Origin of the sequence: Herbaspirillum sp. Sphag64 (assembly GCF_014192645.1) — a bacterium.
Taxonomy (GTDB): domain Bacteria; phylum Pseudomonadota; class Gammaproteobacteria; order Burkholderiales; family Burkholderiaceae_D; genus Herbaspirillum.
On the sequence record NZ_JACHYE010000005.1, the window covers coordinates 234,654 to 256,205 of the forward strand.

The window sequence follows — 21,552 nt, forward strand, 5'->3', positions numbered from 1 at the left end:
TTCTCCAACTTTATGTCGCAATGGGACTCGATCCGGCAATGCGCTCCTGCATCAGTAGCTCGACTAGTTTGAAATCAATTTCGGAATCGATATCGATCGAGCGCTCTTCCGGCATCACATACAATTTAGTATCTGGATTGAAGACAGAATCAGTAGCAAACAAAACATCGTGCTGCCAAACATAAATGGACGCATTCATGTCATAGCACGGTGGTGCATCCTGCCGTCGAACGATGCTAGCCGCCGGAGGCTTCGACAAACCGACGAAACCAGCAGCATTGAGTTCGACCAGATTGAAGTACGGTGAACGGCGCGCCGGCATAGCGGTGATGACGTTAGCAACACCACTGCCCTCTAGCAGCGCGACCGCCCCTTCAATATCCTCGGAGAGCCGCAGTGGCGAGGTTGCATCGAGATCGACCAGAGTCTCGAAGCGCTTGGCTGAAAGTCGCTCGACTTCAGCAACACAATGCCTGATCACCGGTAGTTTTGCTGCATGATCAGTCGCCAGCTCGGCAGGACGTCGAATCAGGTAATCGACGCCAAGTGATTGCGCGATATCCAATATCTGGGTTGAGTCGCTACTGACTGCAATTGCGTCAAACAAACCTGATGCGCGAGCTTGCTCCACGGTATATGCGATCAATGGTTTTCCCTGCAATAGGCGAACATTTTTCCCTTTAACGCCTTTGGAGCCGCCGCGCGCGCATATCGTGCAAAGACGCCTCATCGCGCAACCCATTGCGAAGTTTGTACCGCCACTTCCGCAGCATCGATCAATCGCATTGTTTCATTTCCTTCAGCAAAGGTACACAGCATCCCTTGGTCGCAGTGGGCATTCGCCGCAAGAGCTGCACGGTGCATTGAGATATAACTTTCGTCACGCTCACTCGCAATGGTTTCCATATTGCCGTTGCATGAAATCGTACCTCGGACCAAATCTGCTTCTACGGTGAGTTTGGCTGTATTAACCACAATAGAACGGCGCCCGGGGCGATCTAAATAATTGATCTGCACAGTCACAATCGGGCAAGCTGGGGTTTCCAGTAATAAGGCAAATGAATCGTCACTGTTGATTTCCAGGGCACTGAGTTGACCTCCCAGCGCAGCGACCCGAGTCCATCCTCCAAATAGCCAGAGCACGTAATCGATTTCGTGACTCAGGTCACGCAATACGCCGCCTCCGCGTACACGATCCGCAGAATAGCTAGTACGATAATCCGTGCCAGGCCGCCAGTCAGGAAGATACTGGCCCGCATAGACTTGCGCAGCCAAAATCTGTTCGCCAGCCAATATCTGCCGCAACCGCTGCAGCACGGCGTGGAAGCGCAAATTATAGGCGACGAAAACCCGTGAATAATCTGCGACTTCAATATGCCGGACGTGATCAAACAAGGGTTTTTCAACCAAAATCTTTCCCGAAAAATTCAAGGAAAGCAGCTTATCCAGCACTAGATGATGCTCGTCCGTACTACTGGCGATGACAACGTAATCCGGCACCTCGTTCTGCAGCGCCGTTTCCAACAGAGCATAACGTATAGGAAATTCGATCGGACGCCTGCTGACTACCACCGTGCGCAGTCCCAACCCGGCCAATATCCGGGCATGACGGGCACCGATAGAGCCAAACCCGACTATCAGCGCCGTGGTCATGAAAATACCGAATGATATTCGCCGTTGGCCTTTTCGTAATCGGCAAGATGCCCCACATCCATCCAATATTCGATAACAGGAAAGACAACCGCTTCATCCTTGCGATCGATCAATGTATTGAATAACGTAGGCATATCGAGAAACGTATTTTGCGGTATCAGATCAAGCGCGTTCGGATCCAGAACGTATATACCGGCATTCACGAAAAACCGCTGGATCGGCTTTTCTTCGATACCAACAATCCGAAGACTTTCAACGTTAACCACCCCGTACGGAATCTGATAGTCGTATTCACGCACACCCATGGTCGCAACGGCATTCTGCTTCCCGTGAAAATCTAACATTTGATTGAAATTCACTTTTGTCAGCAAATCACCATTCATGACAAAAAATGGTTCAGCCGGTCGTTCGGGCAAAAGGCTAAGCGCACCTGCTGTACCTAGCCGCTCGTCTTCATGCAGATACCGAATTTCAACGCCAAAGCGCGAGCCATCGCCAAAATAATCCTTCACCATATCTGCCATATAATTTACAGAGATATAAAAGTGTCGGAAACCATAGTCGATGAAATTTGTCAAAATGGTTTCAAGCAATGGCTTGTTACCAACTTTGAGCATCGGCTTTGGGCAATCCTGAGTCAATGGTCGGAGGCGGCTCCCGAGCCCGCCCGCCATGAGGACAACCCAATTGCTTTTGTTCGAGGTTTGAATCAAACCGTCCAAAGTATCCAGGCCGACGACGATGCGATCATCATCGACCAGTGGCATGTGATGCACGCCTTTACGCTTCATCGCGTTTAAGATCGTGTCATACCCGGCATTGAAATGCTCTACATTCGGATGCCGGTTCATAATCAAGCCAACGGGCTCAGAGAGAGCCAATCCTTTTAAGATTCCGCGGCGCACGTCGCCGTCTGTAACAGTGCCAAGCAGCCGACCATCGCCATCGACTACTAAGACAATCTGCATACCACTGCGATCCAGCATCTGGATTGCATCCTTGATCGAGACATCCTGCGATACCAGAACCTCTTTCCACTTATTCATCTTTCACCTCTTTAGCTGGCACACCGATCACAGTCTCGCCAGCGGGTATATCCCTGATCACAACAGCACCGGCGGCAATCATGCAATTCGCACCTATATGAATACCCTGAACAATCGTGGCGCCTGCACCAACATGCACATAATCGCCAACCGTTACCCCTCCGGATAAGACTGCACCAGGTGCAATATGAACATGTGCGCCAATATGACAATCGTGATCTATCGATGCACGTGTGTTGACGATGGTATTGTCTCCAATACTGGTGCCGGTCTGCAGTACCGCACCTGCCATGATCTGTACGCCCTCTCCCAGGGCAACATCGGGCGCAATGATAGCCGATGGATGAATCACATCAAGAAAGCGATATCCTGCTGACCTGAAACGCTTGAACAAGGTCACCCTGCCAAGGGTATCGAGCGCAGCACCCTTTTTGCCAATAGCGATACCAACACTGCCAACACCATTGACGAGTTGTATGTCGTCCGGCGAATAGGCGAGCGCAACATCATCGCCACCTAACACAGCCGCATGATGTAGCGGTGAATCGACCTTTAATGGATTGCTATCGGTGAATCCTGATATTTCAAGCGGAAGCAAGGCATCAGCAAGCACCCGTGCATGACCACCTGCCCCCAAGATAATGATAGGTTTGCTCAAGACAGCACCTTATCGTCTGCCAAGTAATTTCGATCAGCAGGTTTTCCGATGTAATCCCAATATCTAATTGGAGCTATTCCATCACCAGGGCGCTTGACGGTCAAATTATCGATCGTAAAGAGCTCACCTTGTGCAATATCAACGGCAGCGACAAGACTTTTCCGTGCGATCGCACGGTTCTTCAATTCTGAGCTTGCCGGCTGCTTGATAGAAGAGCCCAATGCCAACTCAACTTCGCGTATCGATTGCACCATTGCTTTCAACTCATCTGGCTCCAATGAAGCCTTATGATCCGGCCCCGGAAGGCTACGATCAAGCGTAAAGTGTTTCTCAATCAACGTGGCCCCTAGTGCCACCGCTGCGACCGGAACGGCGATACCAACAGTATGATCTGAATAGCCGACCGACAGACCAAATTGCGACGCAATGGTATTCATCGCATGCAGGTTCACATCTTCGAATGGCGCAGGATATTCCGTTGTGCAATGTAGCAATGTCACATTTTTGCGAAGCAAAGATTGCCCCTCGCTCGTTATATACGCAGATTCAAATGCAGCCAGTGATGGCAATCTATCTGGCACGTTGCCTTGAATATATCCAAATGCAAGAACACTAAGCGCTGTCTTGATTTCATCCATTGTACTCATGCCCGTTGACACAATCGCCGGCTTGCCGGTTTGTGCCACAGCCAACAAAAGAGGCGCATTAGTTATATCGCCAGACGATAATTTGACGCGAGGCATGTCGAAATTACCGACAAGCAATTGCAGACTCTCATGGTCGAATGGCGTTGAGAGAAATTCAATATTGTGAGTCGCGCAATGCGCAATCAATGCGCGGTGATCGGCTTCGCTCAGTTCAAGTTTACGAATCATTTCATGCTGCGATTCCTGCACATCGGTCGTAGACAACTGATATTGGGCTTTAGGCGCGGAACGACTAACTAACTTATTGGCTTTGAATGTTTGAAACTTGACCGCGTCGGCACCGGCGAATGCCGCCGCCTCAACCAATTTTTTCGCCAGTTCCAGCGAACCATTATGATTAACGCCGGCTTCCGCGATGATATAAACACTATTACGCATGGCCATCATCCAATCCAAAAAAATGCTTCTTCAACAAGCTTTGCGGGTCAACAAGCTGCCTCAACACATCACAGATACGCCCCGCACTTTTTCCATCACCGTAGGGGTTCTCGACATCGCTGCAATCTGCAGCAAGAGCAGCCTTCAGAGCGCTCACAATCTCTGGCTCAGTCACACCACAATTGAAGGTCGATGCAGCCTGCAATCGACCTTTTTGGCGATCACCGATATTCACCACTGGCTTGCCAAACGACGGCGCTTCGTACAAACCGCTAGACGAATTTCCAACGACAACATCAACTTGCGCCATCAAGCTCAAATACCTGATTTGCCCCAAAGACGTATAGGCTTTGGCGTGCGGGCGACGGGCGACGAAATCATCGATCAGAGCGACAATCAAGGAACCGTCAGTGTCAGAATTGGGCTTAGTAAAAACGATTCCAAACTCGTCCCCCAAGGAATCAAGTGCCGCCAGCACGGCACCAAACTGCACCGATACAGACTGTGTTTCCAAGGTAACTGGATGAAATGTCACCAATAGATTTTTTTCACGTAACCGGAAATCGAGGGATTGCTCGAGTGCTGCCCGGTCCATCAAAGTCATCCGACGGATGAAATCAAGACCAGGGCTACCCACATTGAAAATGTATTGGGGATTTTCACCTAATTGGCGGACTCTTCGCGCTGCTTCAGCATTCGTGACGAAATGAAGATGCGACATTTTAGTAATACTGTGACGGATTCCTTCGTCAAAGGCGCCCTCCGTCGTATCGCCGCCTGCGATATGCGCTATAGGAATTCTCGCAACCAATGCCGCCTGGGCTGCCGCCAATACTTCATAGCGATCACCTAACACCAGAAGAACATCTGGCCGCAAACGCTCTAAAGCATCGGCGCAACCGATAACACCCAATCCAATCGATTTTCCAATGCCAACCGGTGTATCACTGGACAGCAACATATCGACCTTGGCATCGATTGAAAATCCATCCTCTTCAATCGTTCGATAGGTTAGGCCAAACTGAGGGGCAAGGTGCATGCCCGTCACGATTAATTGCAACTCGAGGGAAGGATCCTGATCAATCTCTTTCATGACCCAATACAACAAACCGTATTCAGCTCGGCTGCCAGTAACAACGCAAATCTTTTTCTTAGCGATTGCCATAACTCATACCAAAACTCGCGCTACTAGGGATATTGATCAAGCGTCGCTCAATATCCTCTGCAACGTTGAGGTTGTGCATTCGAGGTGCCGTTTTATAAATGTCAAGCTCATGCATGAGCGTCCAGACGGGACGCGTCATGATGCCCTCTGAATTGCTATATTCCAGCAACTCATCACGCTGTTGCGCACAATTGGGATCAATTAGAAGCGCGTTCAACCAATAGTTGCTTTGTCCGTATGCAGGCTCTTTAAACACAGATACGCCGGGCATGTCGGCAAACGCCTCTTGATACGTTTGCGCCAGACGACGTTTGGCGAGGATGAAATCTGGAAGTTGCTCCAATTGAGCACATCCCAATGCTGCATTGATATTCGGAAGACGGTAGTTAAAACCCTTCTGATCATGCGAGAACGACCATTTATGCGGTATTTTCGCTGTCGTTGTAAGATGCTTCGCCAGTTTCCCCAGTGCAGGGTCATTGGTGAGAATTGCGCCACCGCCACCGGTAGTAATAATTTTATTACCATTGAAACTCAATGCCGAAACGCGACCCAGGTTACCCGTATGCTGCCCCTTGTAATAAGAGCCCAACGATTCGGCAGCATCCTCGACCAAGTCAATTCTATAACGCTCACACAGCGCCACTAACGGATCTAAATCTACTGGATGTCCAAATGTATGCATGGGCACCACGGCCTTGATACGGCGGCCAGTCTGCTTGTTGAAACAATATTCGCCGCGAATCTCAGCAATATCATCGAGATATTCAGCGAGCTTTTGCGGATCCAGCCCCAGTGTCGTTGCGTCGCTTTCGACAAAATGTGGAATTGCACCGCAATAGCTGACCGCATTGGCAGTCGCGATAAATGTCAACGCTGGCATTAGCACTTCATCGCCATGCTCCACACCAACTAGCAGCAAACAGACATGCAATGCTGCAGTGCCATTGACGACGGCAACCGCATGTCTAACCCCAGTATAGGCCGCCAAATCCTGCTCGAAACGATCAACGTATTTGCCGACAGATGAGACCCATCCAGTATCGATACATTCTTTAACGTAGGCCCATTCATTGCCACTGAAACGGGGCTCATGCAGTGACACACGCTCGTCCCGAACGGCTAACACCGCCCGCAGGGTTTCAACAATCGCGGCAGAATCTATTTTAAACATGGCTGATAACGGGTGTGTGATCATACATTGTAAATACTGGTCTTATATGTCTTCAAATTCTCAGGCTGAGTAAACCAGGCGATTGTTTCAGCCAGACCGCGTCTAAAACCATCCTTACCTCCATATGCAGGTGCCCAACCGGTAAGTTCATGCGCCTTGGCGTTCGAAGCCCACAAACGGTCGACCTCACTTTTATCAGGTCTCATGCGGATCTGCTCCGTTTCAATTTCAATTTCAACTCCCATGATTTCAGCGATCATCCGCACTGTCTCACCAATTGAAACTTCGAAATTGCTACCGATATTGATGACCTCACCAACTGTGCGTGGAGAGCGTGCAACGGACAAGAATCCTTGGACAGTGTCCTTCACGAAATTAAAATCCCGGGTTGGGTGCAATGCGCCTAATTTGATACGGCGCTGCCCTGCCGCAATTTGCGTGATCACAGTTGGAATAATCGCACGGGCCGACTGCCGCGGGCCATAGGTATTGAAGGGCCGAATTACTGATACAGGAGTATCAAATGCATTGTAAAACGATAGCGCAATTTGATCTGCGCCAATCTTGCTGGCGGAATAGGGAGACTGCCCTTGCAGAGGGTGCTCTTCCGTAATCGGAACGAACCGAGCAGTACCATACACTTCACTGGTCGAGGTATGCACAACCTTCTCGACGCCCAGCTCACGCGCCGCCTGTACGATGTTCAATGTCCCCTTGATATTGGTGTCGACATAGGTATCAGGCGAGTGATAAGAATAAGGAATCGCGATCAACGCCGCCAGATGCAACACCACATCGTAACCCTGCATCGCTTTCTTCACGCCGTATGGATCCCGAATATCTCCAGCAAACACATCAAATTTCCCTGCCACGTCCGGCGCACAATCATCAAGCCAGCCCCACGAATTAAATGAGTTATACATGACAAATGCACGCACCTCGTGCCCTTCACGCACCAAAGTCTCTGTAAGGTGCGATCCGATAAAACCATCCGCCCCCGTGACTAGTACTTTCATTTCAATTCACTTTCAATAAAATTGCGTACGATTGTGTACTTGCATTCATTCAATTGGGGACGCCCGCAGCATTTGATGCCAAATAATTGGCAAACGTCTTTTTTAGCCCGTCAATAAGCGAAGTGCTAGCACGCCAGCCCCTGTTCTCCAATTGCGATACGTCAAGCAACTTCCGGGGCGTACCATCAGGCTTACTACTATCGAATTCGATGACACCATCAAATCCGACTACACTCATAATCGATTCGGCTAACTCACAAATAGTCACATCAGTACCTGTCCCTACATTGAACAAGCCAGTACCGATAGCGTTCTCCATCATGAAAACGCATGCATCGGCCATATCATCGACATAAAGAAATTCGCGCATTGGCTTGCCCGAACCCCACACTACTAGTTTCCGATCGCCTCGGAGCTTGGCTTCATGCGCCTTTCGCAGCAATGCAGGCAACACGTGGCTGTTATTCAAATCGTAATTGTCGTTCGGTCCGTATAAATTGGTCGGCATCACAGAAACGTAACGCGTACCAAATTGACGATTATAAGATTCACATAATTTCACGCCGGCAATTTTTGCGATTGCGTATGGCTCGTTTGTCTGTTCCAGCGGTCCGGTCAACAAATACTCTTCTTTGATCGGTTGTGGACAATCCCGGGGGTAGATACACGACGAACCAAGGAACATCAAATCCCTGATTCCTGCCTGATGGGCAGCACCAATCACATTGGCCTCCATCAGCAGGTTTTGGTAAATGAAATCGGCACGATAAGTGTTATTGGCGTGTATCCCTCCGACTTTGGCTGCGGCCAGAAAAATATAATCAGGTTTCTGAACGGACAGGAATTCCTGCACCTTTGCCTGGTCCAGCAAATCGAGTTCACCATGCGTGCGAGTCAGAATATTGGTGTACCCACCGGCCTGCAAACGTCTGACGATGGCAGAACCCACCATGCCACGGTGACCCGCGACAAAAATTTTAGCGTCTCTAGACAGTGCGCTCATCATGCACTCACTCCCGCCGATCCATAACTGCATAGCCGTGGCGCTTGACAAGCTCATCACGCTCCGCCGACTTCAAATCCTCGCGCATCATCTCGACAACCAACTCAGTGAAAGTTGTCTTGGGCGTCCATCCCAGTTTCTGCTTCGCCTTGCTGGCATCGCCCAACAAACTTTCCACCTCTGTCGGACGGAAGTAGCGCGGATCAACCGCGACGATACATTTACCATTGGCGTCGTAACCCTTCTCGTTCTCGCCTTGCCCTTCCCAACGAACGCTAATGCCAATCTCTTGGGCAGCCAGATTGATGAAATCCCGGACACTATATTGGACGCCTGTGGCGATGACAAAATCTTCCGGCTTTTCCTGCTGCAGCATCAACCATTGCATCTCAACATAATCGCGCGCATGTCCCCAATCGCGCTTGGCATCCAGGTTTCCTAAATAAACACATTCCTGCAAGCCAAGTTTGATACGCGCCAACGCGCGTGTAATCTTGCGCGTCACAAAAGTCTCGCCACGAATAGGACTTTCGTGATTGAAAAGGATGCCATTGCATGCATAGATGCCATAGGCTTCCCGATAGTTGACGGTGATCCAGTAGGCGTACAATTTTGCAACGGCGTATGGACTACGCGGATAGAACGGCGTGCTCTCTTTTTGCGGGACTTCTTGCACCAAACCATACAACTCAGACGTCGATGCCTGATAGAAGCGGGTTTTCTTTTCCAAGCCAAGAATACGAATCGCCTCAAGAATACGCAAGGTTCCGAGCGCGTCTGAATTTGCCGTGTATTCGGGCTCTTCAAATGACACCGCAACATGGCTTTGTGCTGCTAGATTGTAGATTTCGTCAGGCTGTACCTGCTGAATAATACGAATCAGACTTGTCGAATCAGTAAGGTCTCCGTGGTGCAACCTGAATCGGAGATTTTGCTCATGCGGGTCTTGGTACAAGTGGTCAATACGATCAGTGTTGATCAGTGACGTACGACGTTTTACACCATGGACTTCGTAGCCCTTATTCAGAAGGAGCTCCGCAAGATATGCGCCATCCTGTCCGGTGACGCCAGTGATCAGTGCAACTTTATTCATTACATTTCCCAGGTTCTGCTAGTAGATAAAAACAGGTTTGCTGATGTTGCTCAAAACATTTTGGCATTCAATAAGCGCATCAGATATTGCCCGTATTTGTTCTTGCTGTATGGCTGAGCCAATGCCTCAAGCTGCTCAGAGGTAATATATTTTTTACGAAACGCAATCTCTTCTGGGCAAGCAATTTTCAGCCCCTGACGGTTCTCGATGGTTGCGATGAACTGGCCAGCATCTGACAAGGAATCATGTGTTCCTGTATCGAGCCATGCCATACCACGCCCCATCAATTCAACATTTAACTTCCCCATCTCCAGATAGACGCGATTGATGTCAGTAATTTCCAATTCGCCGCGCGCAGAGGGCTTGATGTGGGTAGCGATATCGCAGACCAACTCATCATAAAAATATAAGCCAGTAACGGCATAATTCGATTTCGGATGGACCGGTTTCTCTTCAATGCTGATGACTCGGCGCTGCTCATCAAAATCAATCACGCCATATCGTTCCGGATCGTTGACGTAATAGGCAAATACATACGCCCCTTCTTTTTGGGCATCCGCTACTTTCAATTGCGATTCAAATTCATTTCCGTAATAAATATTGTCGCCCAGAATCAGGGCTGAAGGATGGCCATCGACAAACTCTCTACCGATGGTGAACGCTTGCGCCAAACCATCAGGTGATGGTTGTTCTGCATAACTAATTTCCAATCCCCACTGACTGCCGTTTCCAAGCAAACGTTTGAAATGAGGTAAGTCAGTCGGAGTGGAAATAATTAGAATTTCACGAATCCCTGCCAACATTAACGTTGTCAAAGGGTAATAAATCATCGGCTTGTCATGCACCGGCAGCAGTTGCTTCGAAACAGCTAGGGTAACAGGATAGAGTCGCGTTCCAGAGCCTCCTGCGAGAATAATTCCTTTGCGTCGGGACTTTAAAGTTGCGGTCATTTTTAAACCTTTGCTCACCGTTTTTTGCCGAAGAATAAACTAAAATTAGTTCAATAGTGGTCAAATTTAAAAAGGCACATAATATAAATACAATCAGTCTGCATTCATAACCTGCCAATCAAATAAATGGACTTGCTAGTTTATCCGCATGTAAATGCTACTTATTGAACGGGCTTACGATAAGGCTCATATACTTCAGTCAATGTTGACTCGACAAATGCTATTTTTCGTACAGCGATTCCCGAGGCTAAAAAGCATTTCACTTCAATGACTAGCTTCCCAGGCGTATCAGGCAATAGTATTGAATGATCATACGCCGTACCAAAAGCATAGTCGCCATTACCAACAAATGAGAAATCGACTGGGATACGAGGTGCCATTCCATTGGGTAGATAAGATATGGACGCCTGCTTGCACGCTTTATTTTCAGTCACGGACGAAGCTGGCATCAGACTAACTTGCCAAAGCAAGTTACCACCTTTTCTAGATACATCCAGCGAGGGAATATCCAATGTAAATCGCGATATTTTTTTGCCTGCATCTTGAACGAAAGCAGCAGAAACATCACTTTTACCAAAGAATTTTTCAAATAATATGCGCACTGGAATATCAGGAGACTCGCCGATACGAGGGATGACTCGTAGATAAAACATAGATATAAATGCACACAGAAGGACAATACCTGTTGCCCTATCAACGTGTCGATTAATCCACGTCCCAGGCGCCGTGTAAGCATTTCCCTGGTCGCCCTTGGTCCGCTCAAACATGAGTGCGATACCAACCGCCGCAAGCGGGACCAGCAGCAACTCAACATTGCCTACGCTATAACGAATATTGTAAAGAACGAGTGCGGTTTGCAGCACTTGCAGCAAAATACCAGCGCCCACAAGAATGACTAAAAGTCGCTTTGCGCGGAAGCCCCACGCGACCGCTGTCACTGCCATTGCCAGTTCGACAACTCTGAACCAGGACATTCTCGCGCTCGCCTCTAAAGGAGTAAAGAATGTCACCCAGGATATTTTTCGGAAAAACCACTCCAGCAACCCAGAAAACGACCTATGCTTTAAAAATTCTGCGGCTACTATTCCATAGTCATGATTGCCGGCAACGGTAAAGATAGACCTTGTCAATCCCTGGTAATTCATTCCGAGCAAGGGCGGCTCAAATCCGCCAGTAAGCAAATTAGTGCCATAGTACAGAGCGCCTCCGCCACCTTCGGCGATATTGGGCGTCCCAAACAAAAGCAAATTTTTCACGACAAACAGGCCCGGCAACAATAGCGCAAGTATATGAACCCAAAATACCTTCCCGACCACAGCTCGAGACTTCGGACTAAAGAGAAAGGAAAATGATAAAGCTACCAGTAACAGAATCACCGGATATAACCACACCGGTCGAAGTAAAATCGATATTGAAAGTGCTATTGCAGCGACCGGTATAGCCCAGCGTTTGAAGGCAATAACTTCACCAAGAGCCCATATCCACATTAAGGTAAACAGGAAAAACGGCGTTTCCGATAATGAGCGGGGGATCCACGAGACAATCAACGGCGATGCAGCAAACAATAATGCCGCCAAAATGCCCGCGACAATCGAATGCATGCGACGAGCGATACCATAGGCAAGCAACACCATGATGCAACCACTCAAGATGTTTGCGTATCTGATCGTGTAATCATCAGCGCCAAAAATAGCAAACCATGAGTAGATTGCGGGGCCTACCTGAATTGAGTCCGAGGATAAAAAAAACCGCCACCCTTGCTCAATCAATTTTTTTGCCAGCGGAATATAAGTAATTTCCGCGTCGGGAGGAATCGGCAAATGGATGAATTTCCAGGCATGCTGGAGATATATACCGATAATGACAAGCAACAAAGCATATCGAATTACAAATTTGTTACTTTGAAATCGGTACATTACAGCCCCTAGTTTTCAGCATGCAATCAATATTGATCTGCAGACACTTATAATTATTTTTACACTTGATACTATTTTTTCTACTGCAAAAACGAGTAGGTATTTTTAAGCTTAACGCCGCCTACAGCAACTCATGCATCGGGCTTACAGGTACACTCGACACATCATAGTTAAGGGCAGCCAGAAGGAGTTGGAACCCCAGCAATATGGGGAGCATTGCCAACATGATTGTTCCTGTGGCCGTTGGCACACCAGAAATATATGCCTCATGCCACTTTACGAGTCCGTATATCAAGCCACTCACAAACAGCAAACTCCCACCTAACAACTCAATACTTCCGACATTGAAATTACGCAAAAAGTAATTATAAAAAATACGCTTGAAGAAACAGCTGATGTATTTTTTTGGAAATTCAAATGCAACCTTCACTACATTCAAGTTGCTTTCCTCGAGGCCATAAGTCGAGACAAGCGGTACATCATGGACGACCGCGCGCAAAATCCCCAGTCGAAATAACATATCGCTTTCAAAAAAATAACGCTTGTCTATTTTGTCCAAGGGCAAATTACGCAAAATATTGACATGAATTGCGGTGTATCCGTTCGTCGGATCCATGATATTCCAGTATCCGCTGGATACTTTACTGACAAAAGACAAGCAGGCATTACCGAATAGCCTCACTGGCGGCATATCCGCAAGACCAGCAATATCGAAAAATCGATTGCCTTTGGTATAGTCAGCTTGCCCATCGACTATTCGCCTGATAAAGCGGGGGATACTTGATGGGTCCATCTGCCCATCACCATCAACCTTCACCACAATATCCATCTCGTCCTGAATCGCCTGTTTGTAACCGGTAACCACAGCGCCACCAACACCTTGATTTACTTCGTGGTAGAGCACACAGACTCGTTCATCAGTGCAATTTTGCTCGACATGCGAGCCACTGCCCTCAGGGCAATGATCGTCGACCACATAGATTCTGCAAACTTCTTTGCCAATAGCACCTATCACGGCGAGCACGTGCGACTTAACTTTGTAGGATGGAATAACCACCGCCACGGCGGGCGAGATTACGTTACTCATAAATAGTCTGGGCAATCAAAAAATATGATGACGAACGAAGAGGTGAGGGAGATTACGACCGGATCGCAATCACTATTCCAACGATAATGACGCCGACACCGACAAAGTACTGTGTATGAAAGCGCTCATTAAAAATAAAATGCGTTCCCAACGGCACCAGAACAAATGCGAGCGCCATTAATGGATAGACACGGCCCAATTCGACTCTCTGTAAAACCCATACCCATACCAAGGTAATCACGCCATACAGACACATGGCAATGAACAACGGCAGCAAAGCTTTCGGCGAAAAAAAAGAACCGCTCGACACCATCGCCGCGGAACTTACTTTGAACAAAATTTGCCCGACAGAGAGCCCTACCACACAACAAAAAGCAACCAAGTAAACTAGCACCACAATAGATCCTGTAAATAAACAACCCCGCAGGGTGAAAAAGACACACATCAAATGAGGACTGCGCGGATGACTTACGGCTGAAACACGTGGGACGAGCATTGATCATCTGTGTCCCAACAGAGCCAGAATCCAAGTGACTCTGGATACCAAAGCTGCATCTGGGTCTTGTCAGGGGGAATTTTATACTAGAAACCACTCGATAAATGACGAATGCGACATACAATGCATCGGCTTAGATCGACCCAGGGAGTTCTTTTAAACTCCGGTTTTTAAGAGATAATTTTTATTTCTATGAAACAGAATTGTTATTTTGATGCCAACCTACGCTATCGGCGACCTTCAGGGTTGCGGCCAGCAGCTTCAAAACCTGCTCAGCCTTATCAATCAAACCGAACCAAACGCCCAATTGCTCTTCGTCGGCGATCTGGTCAATCGCGGCCCACAATCGCTGGAAACCCTCCGTCAGCTACGCGCACTCGGCGACCGCGCCAAGGCGGTTCTTGGGAATCATGACTTACATTTGCTCGCCGTATCCCAGGGGATACGAAAACAACATCGCACGGATACCCTAGACGATATTCTTCATGCACCGGATCGCGAGGAATTGCTGGACTGGGTGAGGCATCGCCCGCTGGCCCTTCTGGAGCATGGGCACCTGCTATTTCATGCCGGGATATTGCCTGAATGGACAGCAGAACAGACGATGGCGCTGGCGCATGAAGTGGAAACCGTGCTGCGCGGGCCGGATTGGGTGGAGTTTCTTCGGCACATGTACGGTAATGAACCAGCGCACTGGCGTGATGACTTGCAAGGCCATGATCGCCTGCGCTGCATTGTCAACACGCTGACCCGCTTGCGCTTCTGCACGCCCGATGGGGGGATTGACTTCACGATCAAGGAGGGACTGGAGGCTGCACCTCCAGGTTATGTTCCCTGGTTTGATATGCCAGAGAGGAAAACCACCGATGTCACTTGCGTGTTCGGTCACTGGGCCTCGTTGGGACTGACCCTGCGCCCGAATCTGATCGGTCTCGATACAGGCTGCGTCTGGGGCGGCAAGCTTACTGCGGTGCGGCTTGAGGACCGGGAATTGCTGCAGGTGTCGTGCCCGCAGGCGCAGCAGATTGAATAAGATCTTCCGGCACGTATCCAAGACCTTCGGCAATCACCTTACGGGCAATCACGGCTAACTCGCGCCGATGCGCGCCCGTTGTGGGGATTGACGGCAATTGCGTCAATTCCGCCGTCATTGCACGCGCCGACAGAATCGCTGCGATGCTGCCGACGATGGTCATGTCACCAATGAAATCAGCCGCCGTATGGTATTTGCCCTCTGCATCCAGATAACGCAGGGCATAGGGCTGCACCGGCACGGCTGCATCAATGGCCGCTTCAAACAAATTGGCGTGAAATGGCAGCAGTTTCCCTTGCGCTGCGGTTGTGCCTTCCGGGAAGAAGGCTACGCGCTCACCAGCCTTGATGCTGGTGACCAAGCCTTGAAAAATCCGTCTGACATCGCTGGCTTTGCCACGGGAAATGAAAATAGTGCCGGTTTTGGCGCACAGCCAGCCGATAAATGGCCAGCTACGGATATCGGACTTGGCGACAAAGCGGCATGGCTGCATCGCATTGACCACGAAGATATCCAGCCAGGAAACATGGTTGGCAACAATCAATGCGCGTGGCGGCAAGGGCTCTGTGACACCTGAGCCTTGACGTACCACGACCTGAATCCCGCAAATGCCCAGCAACTGCCGCGACCAGCGGCGTACATGTCCTTCCCGTCCTGCTGCATCAATCAGCGGAAAAATGAAGGCGCAGATCGCCATGCCTCGGAATAAATGCACCATCAGGCGCAATGCACGGAAAAAAAGCATCTTCAGTGACTCGCTTAGCGTTCGAAAGCAATATGGCCGGCAACAATGGTCGTCTTGACCTGACCATTGAGCTCATAACCGAGGAACGGCGTGTGTTTACCCTGGCTGGCCAGCGCCTTGGCTTCTACCTTCCATTGTGTCGCTGGATCAAAAATACAGATATCAGCAACATCGCCGATCTTCAGCGAGCCAGCTGCCAGACCGGCGACGCGTGCAGCATCACTGGATACCTTGGCAACCGCCTGACTGAGTGCATTGACGGCACCAGTCTGCTCAGCCCATTTGAGCGACAGCGACAGCAATAACTCCAGACCGGTTGCACCGGGTGATGCTTCGCCGAAGGGTAGCAGTTTTTCGTCATCGTCGACCGGTGTATGGTCGGAGCAAATCGCGTCGATGGTGCCATCTGCCAGCGCGGCACGAATCGCATCGCGGTCGCGTTGGGAGCGGAATGGCGGGTTGATACGGGCATTGGAATCAAAGAAGCCGATATCCATATCTGACAGATGGATGTGGTGCGCGCCAACATCACAGGTGATCGGCAAGCCTTCGCGCTTGGCAGCGCGTACCAGCTCCAGACCCGCTGCTGACGACATACGGCACAGGTGCACGCGGGCACCGGTCGAACGCACCAGCTCGAAGATGGTGTAGAGCGCAATCGTCTCCGACATCACCGGCACACCCGACAGCCCCATACGGGAGGCCGCAGGTCCGCTGTGGGCGATACCATTGCGCCCCAGATGCGGATCCTGCGGGCGCAGCCAGACGGTGTAATCGAAGGTCTTTGCATATTGCAAGGCACTCAACAACACCGTCGTGTCAAGGATCGGCTCATCGGCTTGCGCGAAGCCGATACAGCCGGCGTCGGTCAACTCTGCCATTTCGGTCAGCGCTTTCCCTTTGAGACCAACAGTCAACGCGCCCAACGGATAAACGTGGGCTTGATTGAGGGACTTGGCGCGGTGCTTGAGCATCTCGACCAGGCCTGGCTCATCCAGTACCGGATCGGTGTCCGGCGGGCACAGCAGACTGGTAACACCGCCTTGCATGGCAGCCTGCATTTCGGATTCCAGTGTCGCTTTGTATTCGTAGCCAGGTTCCCGCAGCCGCGCACTGAGATCAACCAGACCAGGCGCCACCACCAAACCGCTGGCATCGATGGTCTTGTTGGCAGTGAAGTCCGCTGGCGGCTGGCCAATGCCCACGATTTTGCCGGCAGCAATGAAGACGTCCTGTTGCGCGTCGATATGATTGGCTGGGTCGATCAGTCGGCCGTTCTTGATGTGCAGTTTCATGCGCTTATTCCACTCTTGTTCGCGTCTGTTGATTCAGTTCGTTGATTCGGTCTGATACAGCGATTAATTACCAGCGACGATACTCATGACCGCCATCCGTACCGCAATCCCAAAAGTCACCTGCGGCAGGATCACTGCCTGCGTGCCATCCGCTACCGCAGAGTCAATCTCGACACCTCGGTTCATCGGTCCGGGATGCATCACGATGGCATCCGGCTTAGCCAGCGCCAGACGCTCCGGTGTGAGGCCATAGCTCTTGAAAAACTCTTGTGCTGAAGGTAGCAAGGCACCGCTCATACGTTCGTTTTGCAAGCGCAGCATGATGATGACATCAACGTCCTTCAAGCCCTCTTCCATGTTGTGGAAGACGCGTACACCCATTTGTTCAAGACCGGTCGGCAACAAGGTCCGTGGACCAATCGCCCGCACTTCCGGCACGCCCAAGGTGGTTAGCGCATGGATGTCGGAACGTGCTACCCGGCTGTGCAGAATGTCGCCCACAATGGCCACGCGCAGCTTGGTGAAGTCCTGCTTGTAGTGACGAATCGTGTACATGTCCAGCAAACCCTGTGTCGGGTGCGCGTGACGACCATCACCGGCATTGACTACGTGCACGTGCGACTGCTTGGTATCGATCAGATGCTTGGCAATCAGGTAAGGCGCGCCAGATTGCGCATGACGCACCACGAACATGTCGGCATGCATGGCTGCCAGATTGTCGATGGTGTCGAGCAGGGATTCGCCCTTGCTGGCGCTGGAAGCAGAAATGTTGAGATTGATCACGTCGGCCGACAAACGCTTGGAGGCAATCTCGAAGGTGGTACGGGTGCGAGTAGAGTTTTCGAAAAACAGATTGAAGACGCTCTTGCCGCGCATCAATGGCACCTTCTTGACTTCGCGGTCACCAATGCTGACGAACGAGGAGGCGGTATCAAGAATATGGGTGATGATGGCTTTGGGCAGACCTTCAATGGTCAGCAAGTGTTGCAGTTCGCCGTTCTTGTTCAGTTGTGGATTATGCATGGACCACCGTCAGGGAAAATCGGCCGTCATCGGCGCGTTGCAGTTGTAGTGAAAATGGATCGTCCAGTGTGATCGTTTCGGCCAGAAAGTCCGCCGCAATCGGCAGCTCACGACCACCACGGTCTACCAGCGCCGCCAGCAGAATGCGCGCCGGACGACCGTAGTCAAACAGCTCATTGATCGCCGCGCGCGTGGTACGTCCGGTGTAGAGCACATCATCGACCAGCAGGATGGTGGCACCTTCGACATCAAAACCAATCTGGCTTGGTTTGACATCCGCATGTAAGCCTTTCTCGGCAAAATCATCGCGATAGAAAGAGACGTCGACAAATCCGAGGCGGTCGTTCAATTGCAATTCGGCAGCCAGACGTTCGGCCAGCCAGGCACCACCAGAATGGATGCCGACGATGGCGACCTGCTCAACGCCCTGCAAACCTGCTTTGACCTGCTGCGCCAGCTTGCTGTACAGCGCTTCGGCATCAAGTGCCGGCGTGGTGTTAGTTGTGCTCATGGATGTCGTCAAAATATTGCTGCAAAATAATGGCGGCGGCTTCGGCATCGATAAGCTCACCGCGACGCTGGTTGATCACTGCTGAGGAGTAGCGTTCATCGACCAGTACCGTGGCGACGCCAAAGCGCCCCTGCAACTGGTTGGCAAAGCGACGGCAGCGCACCGTCATCTCGTGTTCAGCACCATCCGGATGACTGGGCAAGCCAACGATACAGCGCTTCGGCGCCCACTCGGCAATCAGTTTGCCGAGCTCGGCAAACTTGGCATCATTGGTGGCGGCGCTGATGATGGTCAGCGGCTGTGCTTGTCGCAGCAACGTATTGCCAATCGCGACACCAATGCGCTTTAAGCCGAAGTCGAAGGCCAGTAGTGTTTCCATAAGTGCGCTCAGAACACGTTCTCAGGCTGTGCCGAAATCGCCGCTGAGCATCACTGGATCAATTCCCAGCAGCGCCAGTGCGGCGTTGAATCGTTGTTCTACCGGTAACTCGAAGATAATCGCGGGATCAGCCTTGACCGTCAGCCAGCCATTACGTCCCAGTTCACCTTCCAGCTGACCTGCGCTCCAGCCGGCACAACCGAGGCTGACGAGCACCTGTTCCGGGCCGTCACCATGGGCCACGGCTTCCAGAATGTCCTTGGAGGTGGTCAGAGAAATACCGTCTGTCACCTTCAGTGTGGACGAAAATTTTTCTAGGGCGCTATGAAGCACAAAGCCACGCTCGACTTGCACCGGGCCACCAAACATCACCGGGCTGCGATACACCGGCGGCGCTGCCGAGGGCATGTCATGAATGATTTCCAGTTTGAGATTGATGCGATCAAACAAGACATCCATGGTCATGTCGGTCGGCTTGTTGATCACCACACCGAGGGCACCGTTCTGATTGTGTTCGCACAGATACACGACGGTGCCACCAAAGATCGGGTCGAGCATGGAGGGCATTGCAATCAGGAAATGATCGGTCAGGTCCAGTGACAAGGGTGCCATCGGAGCTGAGTCTTCCTTGACTGCAGCAGCAATGGTCGGGTCGGCAGACTCGTCTGAGACTGGTTCGGGGGGAGCAAAACGTCGCTTGATCATGGACGACATTCTAGCATTTTTACGAGGCTTCCCCTAGCCAGTCACCGTCCCTGCACCGCTGCCGCTCGGCCTCCAGTCAGTAGTTAACCCGCATTCAGTCTGCATTGAGCAGCTGCCGGGTCGCTGCGCGCGCCTGCGCGCCCAGTTCCGCCAGATCCAGCCCGGGGATCGTGTCGTCTGCAACCACACTCTGGCCTGCCACATACAGCGCCTTCAAAAACGGCCGGCCGGCGCTGACCACCGGGCCCAGCGCAGGGTCATGCAGCCCGAAGTAACGCGGATCATCCAGCCGATACAGGGCAATATCGGCCTGTTGTCCAATCTGCAATGTACCAATCCCGCCCAATCCCAAGACCCGGGCACCACCACTGCTACCCCAGCGCACCACATCCTCGACCGTGGCGGCATCGGCACCACCTTCGAATTGACCACCAGCGTAATCAGGCAAGGCCTGCTGCCCTTTACGCGCTCGCTGCATTAACCAGGCGGCATGAGTTTCGGAGATCATGTCGGCGGCTTCATTGGAGGCAGCACCATCGACGCCGATGGAAATCGGCACACCGGCCCGTTCCAGCTCTGGCAACGGCGCAATCCCACTGCCGAGCCGGCCGTTGCTTTGCGGACAATGGGCAATGCCGGTGCCGGTGCGGCCGAGTAACGCAATCTCCTCCGGGTCCAGCTTGACCAGATGCGCGAACCAGACATCCCGACCTAACCAGTTACAGCGCTCGGCAAACTCGACCGGCGAACATTGATGCACCTTGCGTGCCGTCTCCTGATAGCCGACAGTCTCCGACAAATGGCTGTGCAAACGCACGCCGTGGCGACGTGCGAAGGCCGCCATGGTGCGCAGTTCTTCGGGGCTGGCCGAATACAGGGGTGTCGTCGGGGCCAGCACCACACGGCGCATCGCATCCGGTGCAGGATCGTGATAGCGCTGGATCAATCGCTCCATATCGCGCAGATAATCGTCCATGGTTTCGGGACGCAGTGCGGTCGGCAATTCCGCCTCCAGCTGACGCGTGCGGGTGGCACCGCCGCGGCACAAGACAAAGCGCACACCGAGCGCCTGCGCCTCCTCAAACAGGATTGCAGAAGTGTCGTAGGGCATGCCGGGGTAATACAGATAATTGTGGTCGGCCACCGTGGTGCAGCCGGAACGCATCAGCTCGATCAAGCCGATGCGCACAGCCAGCCGAAACAGTTTGTCGTCAAAGCGCGCCCGATAACGATAAGGCGTGGCTGCCAACCATGGGGTAAGTGAAGCATTGATGCCTGCCGGATCGCCCTTGAGTATGGACTGAAACAAGTGATGATGGGTGTTGACCCACGATGGATAGGCGACACAGCCGCTGGCATCGACCTGCGCTTCACCGGGTAACGGTGTCAGGTTACCCATTGCCGTGATCACACCGCCGGTGACGCGGATGGCAGATCCGGCGTGACGCGCGTGGGTCCCAGACATGCCTGTCATGACGGCATCCAGATGGCGGATCAGGAAGGAAGTTGGGGTAGTCAT

At 51.4% G+C, this 21,552-nt stretch carries 22 protein-coding genes; 1 reads left to right on the forward strand and 21 read right to left on the reverse strand.

Annotated elements, in window-relative coordinates:
• Positions 1 to 10: 10 nt before the first annotated feature.
• The 14 genes from FHW66_RS11095 to FHW66_RS11160 all read right to left on the reverse strand — a co-directional run bounded on the left by FHW66_RS11095 (position 11) and on the right by FHW66_RS11160 (position 14,342).
• On the reverse strand, positions 11 to 742 hold the full coding sequence (locus FHW66_RS11095; RefSeq protein WP_370543448.1) for a cytidylyltransferase domain-containing protein: 732 nt from the start codon (positions 740 to 742) through the stop codon (positions 11 to 13).
• Complete coding sequence (locus tag FHW66_RS11100; protein ID WP_183379852.1) at positions 727 to 1,653, reverse strand: Gfo/Idh/MocA family protein; 927 nt, start codon at positions 1,651 to 1,653, stop codon at positions 727 to 729. Before FHW66_RS11100 ends, FHW66_RS11095 begins: the two co-directional genes overlap by 16 nt.
• Entirely contained in the window at positions 1,650 to 2,699 is a 1,050-nt protein-coding gene (locus FHW66_RS11105; RefSeq protein ID WP_183379853.1) for a nucleotidyltransferase family protein, read from the reverse strand. The genes FHW66_RS11100 and FHW66_RS11105 overlap by 4 nt, the downstream gene beginning before the upstream one ends.
• Positions 2,692 to 3,357, reverse strand: a complete 666-nt coding sequence (locus FHW66_RS11110) for an acetyltransferase (protein WP_183379854.1) — start codon at positions 3,355 to 3,357, stop codon at positions 2,692 to 2,694. Before FHW66_RS11110 ends, FHW66_RS11105 begins: the two co-directional genes overlap by 8 nt.
• Entirely contained in the window at positions 3,354 to 4,442 is a 1,089-nt protein-coding gene (gene neuB, locus FHW66_RS11115) for an N-acetylneuraminate synthase (protein WP_183379855.1), read from the reverse strand. Before neuB ends, FHW66_RS11110 begins: the two co-directional genes overlap by 4 nt.
• Positions 4,435 to 5,607, reverse strand: coding sequence for a UDP-N-acetylglucosamine 2-epimerase (gene neuC, locus FHW66_RS11120; protein ID WP_183379856.1), 1,173 nt, complete (start codon positions 5,605 to 5,607; stop codon positions 4,435 to 4,437). Before neuC ends, neuB begins: the two co-directional genes overlap by 8 nt.
• Positions 5,594 to 6,805 (reverse strand): LegC family aminotransferase, encoded by a 1,212-nt coding sequence (locus FHW66_RS11125; RefSeq protein ID WP_255458926.1) that lies wholly within the window; start codon positions 6,803 to 6,805, stop codon positions 5,594 to 5,596. The genes neuC and FHW66_RS11125 overlap by 14 nt, the downstream gene beginning before the upstream one ends.
• Positions 6,802 to 7,797, reverse strand: coding sequence for an NAD-dependent 4,6-dehydratase LegB (locus FHW66_RS11130; RefSeq protein WP_183379857.1), 996 nt, complete (start codon positions 7,795 to 7,797; stop codon positions 6,802 to 6,804). The genes FHW66_RS11125 and FHW66_RS11130 overlap by 4 nt, the downstream gene beginning before the upstream one ends.
• 49 nt (positions 7,798 to 7,846) lie before the next feature.
• On the reverse strand, positions 7,847 to 8,800 hold the full coding sequence (locus FHW66_RS11135) for a GDP-L-fucose synthase (RefSeq protein ID WP_304607811.1): 954 nt from the start codon (positions 8,798 to 8,800) through the stop codon (positions 7,847 to 7,849).
• Positions 8,801 to 8,807: 7 nt separating this feature from the next.
• A complete protein-coding gene (gene gmd, locus FHW66_RS11140; RefSeq protein ID WP_183379858.1) occupies positions 8,808 to 9,893 on the reverse strand; it encodes a GDP-mannose 4,6-dehydratase in 1,086 nt (361 codons plus the stop codon).
• Positions 9,894 to 9,943: 50 nt separating this feature from the next.
• Positions 9,944 to 10,843: a glucose-1-phosphate thymidylyltransferase RfbA gene (gene rfbA / locus FHW66_RS11145; RefSeq protein WP_183379859.1), complete on the reverse strand. Its 900-nt coding sequence runs from the start codon at positions 10,841 to 10,843 to the stop codon at positions 9,944 to 9,946.
• Positions 10,844 to 11,004: 161 nt separating this feature from the next.
• The gene (locus FHW66_RS11150) at positions 11,005 to 12,759 is read right to left on the reverse strand and encodes a glycosyltransferase family 39 protein (RefSeq protein ID WP_183379860.1); all 1,755 of its coding nucleotides are present in this window, start codon (positions 12,757 to 12,759) and stop codon (positions 11,005 to 11,007) included.
• A gap of 121 nt (positions 12,760 to 12,880) precedes the next feature.
• A complete protein-coding gene (locus tag FHW66_RS11155) occupies positions 12,881 to 13,846 on the reverse strand; it encodes a glycosyltransferase family 2 protein (protein ID WP_183379861.1) in 966 nt (321 codons plus the stop codon).
• A gap of 52 nt (positions 13,847 to 13,898) precedes the next feature.
• Positions 13,899 to 14,342 (reverse strand): 4-amino-4-deoxy-L-arabinose-phospho-UDP flippase, encoded by a 444-nt coding sequence (locus FHW66_RS11160; RefSeq protein ID WP_255458927.1) that lies wholly within the window; start codon positions 14,340 to 14,342, stop codon positions 13,899 to 13,901.
• A gap of 214 nt (positions 14,343 to 14,556) precedes the next feature.
• On the opposite strand from FHW66_RS11160, the gene FHW66_RS11165 reads away from it, so the two are divergent.
• The gene (locus FHW66_RS11165; RefSeq protein WP_183379862.1) at positions 14,557 to 15,375 is read left to right on the forward strand and encodes a symmetrical bis(5'-nucleosyl)-tetraphosphatase; all 819 of its coding nucleotides are present in this window, start codon (positions 14,557 to 14,559) and stop codon (positions 15,373 to 15,375) included.
• Here the strand turns inward: FHW66_RS11165 and FHW66_RS11170 are convergent.
• The 7 genes from FHW66_RS11170 to FHW66_RS11200 form a co-directional block, all read right to left on the reverse strand.
• Positions 15,305 to 16,120: a 1-acyl-sn-glycerol-3-phosphate acyltransferase gene (locus tag FHW66_RS11170; protein ID WP_183379863.1), complete on the reverse strand. Its 816-nt coding sequence runs from the start codon at positions 16,118 to 16,120 to the stop codon at positions 15,305 to 15,307. The genes FHW66_RS11165 and FHW66_RS11170 overlap by 71 nt on opposite strands.
• A gap of 14 nt (positions 16,121 to 16,134) precedes the next feature.
• Complete coding sequence (locus FHW66_RS11175) at positions 16,135 to 17,415, reverse strand: dihydroorotase (RefSeq protein ID WP_183379864.1); 1,281 nt, start codon at positions 17,413 to 17,415, stop codon at positions 16,135 to 16,137.
• Between the two features lie 63 nt (positions 17,416 to 17,478).
• Complete coding sequence (locus FHW66_RS11180) at positions 17,479 to 18,438, reverse strand: aspartate carbamoyltransferase catalytic subunit (protein WP_183379865.1); 960 nt, start codon at positions 18,436 to 18,438, stop codon at positions 17,479 to 17,481.
• Positions 18,431 to 18,949, reverse strand: coding sequence for a bifunctional pyr operon transcriptional regulator/uracil phosphoribosyltransferase PyrR (gene pyrR, locus FHW66_RS11185; protein ID WP_183379866.1), 519 nt, complete (start codon positions 18,947 to 18,949; stop codon positions 18,431 to 18,433). Before pyrR ends, FHW66_RS11180 begins: the two co-directional genes overlap by 8 nt.
• Entirely contained in the window at positions 18,936 to 19,328 is a 393-nt protein-coding gene (gene ruvX, locus FHW66_RS11190; RefSeq protein ID WP_183379867.1) for a Holliday junction resolvase RuvX, read from the reverse strand. Before ruvX ends, pyrR begins: the two co-directional genes overlap by 14 nt.
• 21 nt (positions 19,329 to 19,349) lie before the next feature.
• Positions 19,350 to 20,042, reverse strand: a complete 693-nt coding sequence (locus FHW66_RS11195; RefSeq protein WP_183379868.1) for a YqgE/AlgH family protein — start codon at positions 20,040 to 20,042, stop codon at positions 19,350 to 19,352.
• 85 nt (positions 20,043 to 20,127) lie between these two features.
• Positions 20,128 to 21,552: an amidohydrolase family protein gene (locus FHW66_RS11200; RefSeq protein ID WP_183379915.1), complete on the reverse strand. Its 1,425-nt coding sequence runs from the start codon at positions 21,550 to 21,552 to the stop codon at positions 20,128 to 20,130.

Bases quoted from the DNA above. Each gene is read 5' to 3' on its own strand.
- pyrR (WP_183379866.1), bottom strand. From the start codon at position 18,949: ATGAGCACAACTAACACCACGCCGGCACTTGATGCCGAAGCGCTGTAC.
- ruvX (WP_183379867.1), bottom strand. From the start codon at position 19,328: ATGGAAACACTACTGGCCTTCGACTTCGGCTTAAAGCGCATTGGTGTC.
- neuC (WP_183379856.1), bottom strand. From the start codon at position 5,607: ATGGCAATCGCTAAGAAAAAGATTTGCGTTGTTACTGGCAGCCGAGCT.
- FHW66_RS11125 (WP_255458926.1), bottom strand. From the start codon at position 6,805: ATGATCACACACCCGTTATCAGCCATGTTTAAAATAGATTCTGCCGCG.
- FHW66_RS11180 (WP_183379865.1), bottom strand. From the start codon at position 18,438: ATGCATAATCCACAACTGAACAAGAACGGCGAACTGCAACACTTGCTG.
- FHW66_RS11175 (WP_183379864.1), bottom strand. From the start codon at position 17,415: ATGAAACTGCACATCAAGAACGGCCGACTGATCGACCCAGCCAATCAT.
- FHW66_RS11130 (WP_183379857.1), bottom strand. From the start codon at position 7,797: ATGAAAGTACTAGTCACGGGGGCGGATGGTTTTATCGGATCGCACCTT.
- gmd (WP_183379858.1), bottom strand. From the start codon at position 9,893: ATGAATAAAGTTGCACTGATCACTGGCGTCACCGGACAGGATGGCGCA.
- FHW66_RS11165 (WP_183379862.1), top strand. From the start codon at position 14,557: ATGCCAACCTACGCTATCGGCGACCTTCAGGGTTGCGGCCAGCAGCTT.
- FHW66_RS11135 (WP_304607811.1), bottom strand. From the start codon at position 8,800: ATGAGCGCACTGTCTAGAGACGCTAAAATTTTTGTCGCGGGTCACCGT.
- FHW66_RS11195 (WP_183379868.1), bottom strand. From the start codon at position 20,042: ATGTCGTCCATGATCAAGCGACGTTTTGCTCCCCCCGAACCAGTCTCA.
- FHW66_RS11155 (WP_183379861.1), bottom strand. From the start codon at position 13,846: ATGAGTAACGTAATCTCGCCCGCCGTGGCGGTGGTTATTCCATCCTAC.
- FHW66_RS11105 (WP_183379853.1), bottom strand. From the start codon at position 2,699: ATGAATAAGTGGAAAGAGGTTCTGGTATCGCAGGATGTCTCGATCAAG.
- FHW66_RS11100 (WP_183379852.1), bottom strand. From the start codon at position 1,653: ATGACCACGGCGCTGATAGTCGGGTTTGGCTCTATCGGTGCCCGTCAT.
- FHW66_RS11170 (WP_183379863.1), bottom strand. From the start codon at position 16,120: ATGCTTTTTTTCCGTGCATTGCGCCTGATGGTGCATTTATTCCGAGGC.
- FHW66_RS11200 (WP_183379915.1), bottom strand. From the start codon at position 21,552: ATGACTACCCCAACTTCCTTCCTGATCCGCCATCTGGATGCCGTCATG.
- FHW66_RS11150 (WP_183379860.1), bottom strand. From the start codon at position 12,759: ATGTACCGATTTCAAAGTAACAAATTTGTAATTCGATATGCTTTGTTG.
- rfbA (WP_183379859.1), bottom strand. From the start codon at position 10,843: ATGACCGCAACTTTAAAGTCCCGACGCAAAGGAATTATTCTCGCAGGA.
- FHW66_RS11160 (WP_255458927.1), bottom strand. From the start codon at position 14,342: ATGCTCGTCCCACGTGTTTCAGCCGTAAGTCATCCGCGCAGTCCTCAT.
- FHW66_RS11095 (WP_370543448.1), bottom strand. From the start codon at position 742: ATGGGTTGCGCGATGAGGCGTCTTTGCACGATATGCGCGCGCGGCGGC.
- neuB (WP_183379855.1), bottom strand. From the start codon at position 4,442: ATGCGTAATAGTGTTTATATCATCGCGGAAGCCGGCGTTAATCATAAT.